Annotated in this window: 7 protein-coding genes; 4 read left to right on the top strand and 3 right to left on the bottom strand. The window is 53.4% G+C overall.

What is annotated here, in order from left to right:
• Nucleotides 1–35: 35 nt before the first annotated feature.
• Entirely contained in the window at nucleotides 36–698 is a 663-nt protein-coding gene (locus FDW94_RS22730) for an OmpA family lipoprotein (RefSeq protein ID WP_003827397.1), read from the bottom strand.
• A gap of 159 nt (nucleotides 699–857) precedes the next feature.
• Here FDW94_RS22730 and FDW94_RS22725 point away from each other — a divergent pair, with 159 nt between their 5' ends.
• The gene (locus FDW94_RS22725) at nucleotides 858–3,191 is read left to right on the top strand and encodes a molybdopterin guanine dinucleotide-containing S/N-oxide reductase (protein ID WP_137378290.1); all 2,334 of its coding nucleotides are present in this window, start codon (nucleotides 858–860) and stop codon (nucleotides 3,189–3,191) included.
• On the opposite strand, the gene FDW94_RS22720 is transcribed toward FDW94_RS22725, so the two are convergent.
• Nucleotides 3,160–3,600, bottom strand: a complete 441-nt coding sequence (locus FDW94_RS22720; protein WP_008786424.1) for an N-acetyltransferase — start codon at nucleotides 3,598–3,600, stop codon at nucleotides 3,160–3,162. The two genes, FDW94_RS22725 and FDW94_RS22720, sit on opposite strands and share 32 nt — an antisense overlap.
• Nucleotides 3,590–4,159 (bottom strand): DNA-3-methyladenine glycosylase I, encoded by a 570-nt coding sequence (gene tag, locus FDW94_RS22715; protein ID WP_003846107.1) that lies wholly within the window; start codon nucleotides 4,157–4,159, stop codon nucleotides 3,590–3,592. The genes FDW94_RS22720 and tag overlap by 11 nt, the downstream gene beginning before the upstream one ends.
• Nucleotides 4,160–4,318: 159 nt before the next feature.
• Between tag and FDW94_RS22710 the strand changes: the two genes are divergently transcribed.
• From FDW94_RS22710 to eptB, 3 genes are all read left to right on the top strand, one after another.
• On the top strand, nucleotides 4,319–5,020 hold the full coding sequence (locus FDW94_RS22710) for an autotransporter outer membrane beta-barrel domain-containing protein (RefSeq protein ID WP_137378289.1): 702 nt from the start codon (nucleotides 4,319–4,321) through the stop codon (nucleotides 5,018–5,020).
• A gap of 251 nt (nucleotides 5,021–5,271) precedes the next feature.
• Entirely contained in the window at nucleotides 5,272–6,474 is a 1,203-nt protein-coding gene (locus tag FDW94_RS22705) for an MFS transporter (RefSeq protein ID WP_020996062.1), read from the top strand.
• Nucleotides 6,475–6,684: 210 nt separating this feature from the next.
• Nucleotides 6,685–8,379, top strand: coding sequence for a kdo(2)-lipid A phosphoethanolamine 7''-transferase (gene eptB, locus FDW94_RS22700; protein WP_032945323.1), 1,695 nt, complete (start codon nucleotides 6,685–6,687; stop codon nucleotides 8,377–8,379).
• Nucleotides 8,380–8,538 lie beyond the last annotated feature (159 nt).

Below are 8,538 nucleotides of genomic sequence, written 5' to 3'. Positions count from 1 at the left end.
GATGGGCGCGGTCTGCTTCCATCCGGCACAAAACGTTACTGGATCGGGCTTAAGGTAATTTCTACGCGGCGGTTTTGCGCTTTACCTTCCGCTGTGCTGTTGCTGGCGATCGGATTTGCCGGGCCCATACCCTGAGTGCGGATGCGGTTAGCTGCGACCCCTTGAGTGATCAAGGCGCTGGCTACGGAGTCTGCGCGCTGCTGTGACAGACGCATATTCAGATCCTGGCTGCCGGTGCTGTCGGTGAAGCCCAGCACATTGACGGCGGTTTTATTGTACTCTTTCAGTACCATCGCCACGCCGGTCAGGGTGTTAGCACCCGCAGGCTTCAGGTTGGCGCTGCTGCTGTCGAAGGTGACGTTGTTTGGCATGTTCAGAATGATGTTATCGCCACTGCGTGTCACGCTGACGCCCGTTCCCTGCATTTTTTCGCGCAGTTTTGCTTCCTGTACATCCATGTAATAGCCGATACCACCGCCAACGGCCGCGCCAGCCGCTGCGCCAATCAGTGCGCCTTTGCCGCGATCTTTCTTCGAAGAAGAGAGTGCGCCAATGCCCGCGCCGACCAGAGAGCCAATACCAGCGCCAATGCCGGATTTACCCGCTTCGCGTTCGCCGGTGTAAGGGTTTGTTGTGCAGCCAGAAACCGCCAGGGCGCCGCTCACGATGGCAGCAATAACAAATACACGTTTCTTCATCTTAATTCCTTAATGACTTTTTCTTCTTTGCCACAGCGACCGTGGCGGTTGATTATGACGTGTGAACATGAAGAAAATTCCAGGGAAGACTCTGAAATTTGTAAGTAACATTGAACGGCATAATAAATAAGCCGTCACATCGCATTCAGGAGCGCCATCTTGGCTAATTCACCCGCACATTACTCGGTGTTAACCGCCGCCCACTGGGGACCAATCCTCGTCGACACTGATGGTGAGACGGTTTTCTCCTCGCGTGGCGCGCTGCCCACCGCTCATCCCAACTCTTTGCAAACCGTGGTGCGCGACCAGGTTCACAGTAAAACGCGGGTACGTTTTCCGATGGTGCGTAAAGGGTTTCTCGCCTCGCCGGAGAACCCACAGGGCGTACGTGGGCAGGATGAGTTTGTTCGCGTCAGTTGGGACGACGCGCTGAATCTTATCCATACGCAGCATAAACGCATCCGTGACAGCTACGGCCCGGCATCAATTTTTGCCGGTTCCTACGGCTGGCGTTCCAACGGCGTGTTACACAAAGCGGCGACCCTGTTACAGCGTTATATGGCGCTGGCGGGCGGTTATACCGGGCATCTGGGGGATTACTCGACGGGGGCTGCGCAGGCGATCATGCCGTACGTGGTGGGCGGGAACGAAGTTTACCAGCAGCAAACCAGCTGGCCGGTGGTGCTGGAGAACAGCGAGGTGGTGGTGTTGTGGAGCGCCAATCCGCTGAATACCCTGAAGATTGCCTGGAACGCGTCCGATGAGCAGGGCCTCGCGTACTTTGAGGCATTGCGCGACAGCGGTAAACGGTTGATCTGTATCGATCCGATGCGATCGGAAAGCGTCGATTTCTTTGGCGATAAGATGGAATGGATTGCCCCGCATATGGGGACCGACGTAGCGCTGATGCTAGGCATCGCGCATACGCTGGTGGAAAACGGCTGGCATGACGAGGACTTTCTCGCCCGGTGTACCACCGGATATGACCGTTTTGCCGACTATCTGCTGGGTAAATCTGACGATGTTGCAAAAACGGCAAAATGGGCGGCAGAGATTTGTGGCATTCCGGCAGCGAAGATACGCGAACTTGCGGCGATATTTCACCAAAATACCACCATGCTGATGGCCGGATGGGGCATGCAGCGCCAACAGTATGGCGAGCAGAAACACTGGATGATTGTCACCCTGGCCGCCATGCTCGGACAAATCGGGACGCCAGGCGGCGGTTTTGGGCTGTCGTACCATTTTGCCAACGGCGGCAACCCAACGCGCCGGGCTGCGGTGCTGGCTTCAATGCAGGGCAGCGTTAAAGGCGGCACCGACGCGGTAGATAAAATCCCGGTGGCGCGAATTGTCGAAGCGCTGGAAAATCCCGGCGGTTTTTACCAGCACAACGGCATGGACCGCCATTTCCCGGACATCCGTATGCTGTGGTGGGCGGGTGGCGCTAACTTCACCCATCATCAGGACACTAACCGTTTAATTCGCGCCTGGCAAAAACCGGAGCTGGTGGTCATCTCGGAGTGTTTCTGGACCGCCGCAGCAAAGCATGCCGATATCGTGCTGCCAGCAACCACCTCCTTTGAGCGTAATGATTTGACCATGACTGGCGATTACAGCAACCAGCACCTGGTGCCGATGAAGCAGGTCGTACCGCCGCAGGACGAAGCGCGAAATGATTTTGATGTCTTTGCCGAGCTGAGTGAGCGCTGGGAAAAGGGCGGATATGAACGGTTCACCGAAGGTAAAAGCGAACTGGCGTGGTTGGAGACTTTTTACAATATTGCCGGGCAACGTGGGGCCAGTCAGCAGGTGACATTGCCGCCTTTCGCCGAGTTTTGGCAGCGCAACGCCCTGATCGAAATGCCGGAAAACGCCGCCAGCGCACAGTTTATCCGTTTTGCGGATTTTCGCTGCGACCCGCAGGCGCATCCGCTGAAAACGGACAGCGGCAAAATTGAAATCTACTCCGCGAGGATTGCCGGTTACGGCTACGCGGACTGCGGGGGACACCCGATGTGGCTGGAGCCGGATGAGTGGTTCGGTAACGCCGAACCGGACCAGCTACAGCTGCTTTCCGCCCATCCGGCGCACCGTTTGCATAGTCAGCTTAACTACAGTGCGCTACGTGAGCAGTACGCGGTAGCGGATCGTGAGCCGATAACGATTCATCCGCAGGACGCCCACGCGCGCGGCATTGCGGATGGCGATACGGTCAGGGTGTGGAACCAGCGCGGGCAAGTTCTGGCGGGCGCGGTGGTGACGGCGGGTATTAAACCCGGCGTCATCTGTATTCATGAAGGCGCCTGGCCTGATTTGGATCTCGCAGCGAACGGTATTTGTAAAAATGGAGCCGTCAACGTACTGACCAAAGATCTCCCCAGCTCGAAGCTGGGGAATGGCTGCGCGGGCAACACGGCGCTGGCGTGGCTTGAAAAATATAGCGGACCAACGTTGGCGCTTACGGCGTTTGATCCGCCTGCCAGCCCATAATCCACGTGGGGTGGTGAGTCTCTTCCTGCCATGCGCCGTCTTCAATACGAAAACCCAGCGCATGGTAGAAGTTCACCGCTGATTGATTCTTCTGGTAGACCTCAAGGCTGAGTATCGAAAAGCGCTGCTGGACATGCTGCACCAGCGCTTTGCCGATCCCGCTTCTGATGGCGGCAGGTGCGACAAACAGCGCGCCGAGAAAGCGGTCGTCAATCACGCTGGCAAAGCCTTTGAGCTCGCCTTCTTCTTCCCACACCCAGGTTTGCGCGGCGGGCAGATAAACATCCCGCACCACGGATTCACTTTCGCGCCAGTAGCGCTCTTCGATAAATGGATGGGCATGGATTGTGCTTTCCATCCACAGCGCCAAAATTGACGGCAGATCGTCAGCCTTGGATTCACGAATCATGTTGTTCTCCCGGATAACAGATGCAGCTGGTGACATGGTCGTTGACCAGGCCGCACGCCTGCATAAAGGAGTAACAAATGGTGGTGCCGACAAACTTAAATCCGCGTTTTTTTAACGCTTTAGACAGCGCGTCTGACGCAGGCGTGGAGGTGGGAATATCGCTCAGGTTAGCGGCGCGAGTCACTTGCGGTTGGTTATCAACAAATGACCAGACGAATTCGCTAAACGACTCTCCGTTTTGCGCCATCGTCAGAAAAGCGCGAGCGTTGCCGATAATGGCCTGAATTTTTCCGCGATGACGAATAATGCCGGCATCCAGTACCAGCCTTTCCACATCCTCTTCGGTCATGGCCGCCACTTTTTCCGGGTCAAAATGGTGGAAGGCGTGGCGATAGTTTTCCCGTTTCTTGAGCACGGTAATCCACGATAACCCGGCCTGCTGGCCCTCAAGGCAGATCATTTCGAACAGCTTTTTACCATCGGTTTCGGGGACGCCCCATTCCTTGTCGTGGTAGGCAATGTAAAGTGGGTCCTGGCTGACCCATCCGCAACGCTGCATATTCTTCCTCGCTGTTTTTACTGGCGTAAAAATTTCATTCGGCCCGCCTTGACGCGCTAGCTAAAAAGACAATATTTAATACAGGGCCTGATGGGCCCAATATCCTTCACACAATGACAATAATATCGCCGAATTCGGCTCTTTTCTGGAGTCGCGTTGATGATTATAAGAAACGGTAGTGGTCATCAGAGGTTAACTCTGGTGAGCGTTGTAGTTTGTGCGCTGTCCATCAATACAGCATATGGCTGGCAACAAGAATATATCGTTGATGCGATGTCAGGGCATACGGCTGAACGTTATACATGGGACAGCGATCACCAACCACGTTATAACGACATTCTGGAAGAACGTATTCGTTCCACTCAGAACGTGGCGGGTCCCGTGGTAAATCTGGCGGATGAGACGCCTATGGATGCGACCAGCGGCATGAGTATGGGCTGGAACTTCCCGCTTTCAAGGCAAGTGACAACTGGTCCGGTTGCCGCGCTGCATTATGACGGTTCAACCACATCTACTTACAACGAATTTGGCGATAGCGCGACGTCGGTAACGCAGAACGATCCGCTGTGGCATGCCAGCGTGAGTTCGTTGGGTTGGCGAGTCAATTCGCAGTTCGGTGATGTGCGACCGTGGGCGCAAATCAGCTATAACCAGCAGTTTGGCGAGAATATCTGGAAGGCGCAGTCGGGTCTCAGCCGCATGTCAGCAGCGGGTCAGGACGGTAACTGGGTGGATGTCACCGTCGGTGCGGATATGCTTTTGAACCCGCACATGGCGGCTTACGCGGCGCTTTCGCAGGCGGAAAACAGTACCAACAACAGCGACTATATGTACACCATGGGAGTGAGCGCCAAATTTTAACGTAAGCAATCAGCATATAAACATCTTGATTACATGTTGAGATCAACAATCACACGCACTCCAGCGATAGCGTGTACTAACTCATGCGATAAAATTCAGTAACCCGACTTTTTGTCTCGTCATTCATTCCGCATTCCAGGCATTTCATTCCGTCCTGGCGGCATTTCATGCCGTTTTCTCCTGCTCATAAAAGCGCTTCGGTATGGTTGTTGGCAGAGAATTTCCCATTTTGTTTATGCAGGAAGACTGCCATGAAAACTTCTGATTATCAGCGTACCCGCTGGCTGACACTGATCGGCACCATCATTACCCAATTTGCTTTAGGTTCTGTTTATACCTGGAGCCTGTTTAACGGTGCGCTCTCTTCTAAGCTTGATGCGCCAGTGAGTCAGGTTGCCTTTTCCTTTGGCCTGCTGAGCCTCGGGCTGGCGATTTCTTCTTCCGTCGCCGGGAAACTGCAGGAACGTTTTGGCGTGAAACGCGTCACCATGGCCTCCGGTATTTTACTGGGTGTCGGCTTCTTCTTAACCGCCCACTCTGACAGCCTGATTATGCTGTGGCTGAGCGCCGGTGTATTGGTCGGTCTGGCGGATGGCGCAGGCTACCTGTTAACACTTTCCAACTGTGTAAAATGGTTCCCTGAGCGTAAAGGGCTGATTTCCGCCTTTGCCATCGGTTCTTACGGTCTTGGCAGCCTCGGTTTTAAATTCATCGACAGCCAACTGTTGAGCACTGTGGGTCTGGAAAAAACCTTCATGATTTGGGGCGCGATTGTGCTGGTGATGATCGTCTTTGGCTCCACGCTGATGAAAGACGCGCCGAATCAGGAAGTGAAAACGAAAAATGGCGTGGTTGAGAATGACTACACCCTGGCGCAGTCCATGCGTAAACCGCAGTACTGGATGCTGGCAGTGATGTTCCTGACGGCGTGTATGAGTGGGCTGTATGTGATTGGCGTGGCGAAAGATATTGCACAAAGCCTGGCGCATATGGATGTGGCAACGGCGGCAAATGCGGTTACCGTCATTTCTATCGCTAACCTGTCAGGTCGTCTGGTTCTGGGGATTCTGTCCGACAAAATCTCTCGTATTCGCGTTATCACCATTGGGCAGGTCGTTTCGCTGGTCGGTATGGCGGCACTGCTGTTCGCCCCGCTGAATGATGCGACCTTCTTCGCGGCGATTGCCTGCGTAGCATTTAACTTTGGCGGTACCATCACCGTGTTCCCGTCACTGGTGAGCGAGTTCTTCGGTTTGAATAACCTGGCTAAAAACTACGGCGTCATTTACTTAGGTTTCGGTATCGGCAGCATTTGTGGTTCCATTATCGCCTCGCTGTTCGGCGGTTTCTATGTGACCTTCTGCGTTATCTTTGCGCTGTTAATTATCTCGCTGGCACTCTCCACCACCATCCGCCAGCCACAGCGTAGCGTATATACCGAGGCGCACGCCTAAACCTATTAGTAGTCTGATTAATACCTGGCGCATATATTTACAAAAATATATGCGTCATTTGCATTCTCCATAAGCACTTTTTCCCCCTCCTGTGGTCTACTTACCCGCGCCCGTAGACATTTCACTTCTGCTGTTGTCGCATTTTCCCCTGCTTGGTCTGTTTGACTACTGCTCAGGGTGTTTTAATCCCGATTCCCAGGGTTTGTTTGCATGAGATACATTAAGTCGATGACGCAGCAGAAACTCAGTTTCCTGCTGGCAATCTATATCGGTTTGTTTATGAACTGTGCTGTATTTTTCCGGCGCTTTAGCGGATATGCACACGAGTTTACCGTCTGGAAAGGACTCTCTGCGGTTGTTGAATTAGCCGGCACTGTGCTGGTGACCTTCTTTTTACTACGGCTTCTCTCTTTATTTGGTCGGCGCGCCTGGCGTGTCCTGACAACCTTAGTGGTGCTATGTTCTGCTGGTGCCAGCTATTACATGACCTTCCTGAATGTGGTAATTGGTTACGGTATTATTGCCTCCGTAATGACCACGGATATTGATTTATCGAAAGAAGTGGTTGGCTGGCATTTTGTCGTGTGGCTGGTTTCGGTCAGCATTTTACCGTTGGTTCTGATTTGGAGTAATCGCTGCCGCTATACCCTGATGAAACAGATCCGTACGCCTGGTATGAGATGGCGCAGCGTGGCGGTAGTTTTACTGGCTGGTCTGATGGTATGGGTCCCGATTCGCCTGCTGAGTATGCAACAGAGAAGCGTTGAGCGAGCAACGGGAATCGATTTACCCAGCTATGGCGGGGTAGTGGCGAATTCCTATCTGCCGTCAAACTGGCTCTCCGCGCTGGGTCTGTACGCCTGGGCACAGGTGGATGAATCCTCAGACAACAAATCGTTGATGAACCCGGCGAAGAAGTTTACCTATGTTGCCCCCAAAAACCTCGACGACACCTATGTGGTCTTTATTATCGGCGAAACGACCCGCTGGGATCATATGGGAATTTTTGGCTATGAGCGCAATACCACGCCAAGGCTCGCCCAGGAGAAAAATCTGGCCGCCTTCCGTGGATATTCCTGTGATACGGCAACCAAACTTTCGCTGCGTTGCATGTTTGTGCGTGAGGGTGGGGCAGAAGAAAACCCGCAGCGTACTCTGAAAGAACAAAACGTCTTCTCCGTGCTCGGCCAGTTAGGGTTCAAGACCGATCTTTACGCGATGCAAAGCGAGATGTGGTTCTACAGTAACACCATGGCGGAGAACATCGCCTATCGTGAGCAGATTGGCGCAGAGCCGCGCAACCGTGGCAAGAACGTTGACGATATGCTGTTGATTACCGAGATGCAGCAGTCTCTGCAAAATAATGAAGATGGTGGCAAGCATCTAATTATTCTGCATACCAAGGGCTCACATTTTAACTACACCCAGCGCTATACCCGTGATTATGCGCAGTGGAAGCCGGAATGTGTCAATGTTGATAGCGGTTGCTCGAAAGCTGAGATGATCAACTCATTCGATAACTCGGTAACCTATGTTGATCACTTTATTACCAAAGTGTTTGATCAGCTACGCGATAAGAAAGCGATCGTGTTTTACGCCGCCGATCATGGTGAGTCGATTAACGAGCGCGAGCACCTGCACGGTACGCCGCGTAAAATGGCGCCACCTGAGCAGTTCCGCGTTCCTATGATGGTGTGGATGTCTGACAAATATCTGGAAGACCCCGACCATGCGAAGGCGTTTGCACACCTTAAGCAAGAAGCTGATATGAAGGTGCCGCGTCGTCATGTGGAACTGTACGACACCATTTTGGGTTGCCTCGGTTATACCTCGCCAAATGGCGGTATTAACGAGAATAATAACTGGTGCCGTATCCCGGACGCGAATAAGGCTACAGCCCAGTAACTGAGCTGCTGACTTTCTCACCGATCAAATGGCATTTTGATACTAAGGGATTGACGGGCGCGCAGCTGAGCAGTAAGATGCGCCCCGCATTCGGTGATTGGCGCAGCCTGGTAGCGCACTTCGTTCGGGACGAAGGGGTCGGAGGTTCGAATCCTCTAT

The sequence above is a fragment of the Citrobacter sp. wls757 genome (assembly GCF_005280935.1).
GTDB classification, from domain to species: domain Bacteria; phylum Pseudomonadota; class Gammaproteobacteria; order Enterobacterales; family Enterobacteriaceae; genus Citrobacter; species Citrobacter portucalensis.
The sequence above is the reverse complement of the archived record's forward strand: the minus strand, read 5'-3'. Positions and strand labels throughout refer to the sequence as shown.

What these genes read in the sequence shown, in the direction of transcription:
- FDW94_RS22730 (WP_003827397.1), bottom strand. Translation starts at nt 698, where the DNA reads ATGAAGAAACGTGTATTTGTTATTGCTGCCATCGTGAGCGGCGCCCTG.
- FDW94_RS22720 (WP_008786424.1), bottom strand. Translation starts at nt 3,600, where the DNA reads ATGATTCGTGAATCCAAGGCTGACGATCTGCCGTCAATTTTGGCGCTG.
- tag (WP_003846107.1), bottom strand. Translation starts at nt 4,159, where the DNA reads ATGCAGCGTTGCGGATGGGTCAGCCAGGACCCACTTTACATTGCCTAC.
- FDW94_RS22710 (WP_137378289.1), top strand. Translation starts at nt 4,319, where the DNA reads ATGATTATAAGAAACGGTAGTGGTCATCAGAGGTTAACTCTGGTGAGC.
- FDW94_RS22705 (WP_020996062.1), top strand. Translation starts at nt 5,272, where the DNA reads ATGAAAACTTCTGATTATCAGCGTACCCGCTGGCTGACACTGATCGGC.
- eptB (WP_032945323.1), top strand. Translation starts at nt 6,685, where the DNA reads ATGAGATACATTAAGTCGATGACGCAGCAGAAACTCAGTTTCCTGCTG.